Source organism: Mycobacterium sp. E2497, assembly GCF_001668695.1.
Classification (GTDB): Bacteria; Actinomycetota; Actinomycetes; order Mycobacteriales; family Mycobacteriaceae; genus Mycobacterium.
In genome coordinates, this window is the sequence record NZ_LZKD01000171.1 from 1 (window position 1) to 807 (window position 807).

2 protein-coding genes are annotated in these 807 nt (G+C 64.7%); one reads left to right on the forward strand and one right to left on the reverse strand.

Annotated elements, in window-relative coordinates:
• Nucleotides 1-114, forward strand: a 114-nt coding sequence (locus A5713_RS27680) for a class I SAM-dependent methyltransferase (protein WP_197516327.1), incomplete at its 5' end; no start/stop codon positions are given.
• 21 nt (nucleotides 115-135) lie between these two features.
• Here A5713_RS27680 and A5713_RS15490 read toward each other — a convergent pair.
• Nucleotides 136-807, reverse strand: a 672-nt coding sequence (locus A5713_RS15490; RefSeq protein ID WP_068096731.1) for a class I SAM-dependent methyltransferase, incomplete at its 5' end; no start/stop codon positions are given.

An 807-nucleotide genomic window follows, 5' to 3' on the forward strand; every position in this document is an offset into this window, starting at 1 on the left:
GTCGCCATCCAGTCACAAGAGGTCTACGACCGCTACATGAAGTACCTGACCGGCTGCGCGAAGCTGTTCCGCCAGGGTTACACGGACGTCGACCAGTTCACGCTGGAAAAGTAGCGGTCCCCGGCCCCTCGCCACCTACTTCACGAGGGTGAACTGCCCGACATTGCTGATGCCCTTGCGGAACAGCTTCGCGCAGCCGGTCAGGTACTTCATGTAGCGGTCGTAGACCTCTTGTGACTGGATGGCGACGGCCTGCTCGCGATTGGCCTCGAGGGCGGCAGCCCAGGTCTCCAGGGTCCTCGCGTAGTGCAGCTGCAGCGAGTGGACCCGGGTCAGCTCGAAGCCGGCCGTGACCGCGTACTCGCCGACGGTCTGCGGTGTCGGCAGCCACCCGCCGGGGAAGATCTCGGTCAAGATGAACTGCGAGAAGTGCACGATCTCGTGGGTCAGCTTCATGCCCCGCGCCCGGGCGTCTTTGAAGGACGGGCGAACGATGGTGTGCAGCAACATCACCCCGTCGGACGGCAGCGCCTGGTAGGCCATCTTGAAGAAGCGCCCGTAGCGTTGGCGGCCGAAGTGCTCGAAGGCGCCGATCGAGACGATGCGGTCGACGGGCTCGTGGAACTTCTCCCACCCCTCCAACAGCACCCGCCGGGTGCGGGGCGTGTCCATCTGGTCGAACGTCTTCTGCACATGCTCGGCCTGGTTCTCCGACAATGTCAGGCCCACGACGTTCACGTCGTACTTCTCAATGGCCCGCCGCATGGTGGCGCCCCAGCCGCAGCCGATGTCCAGCAGCGTCATCCC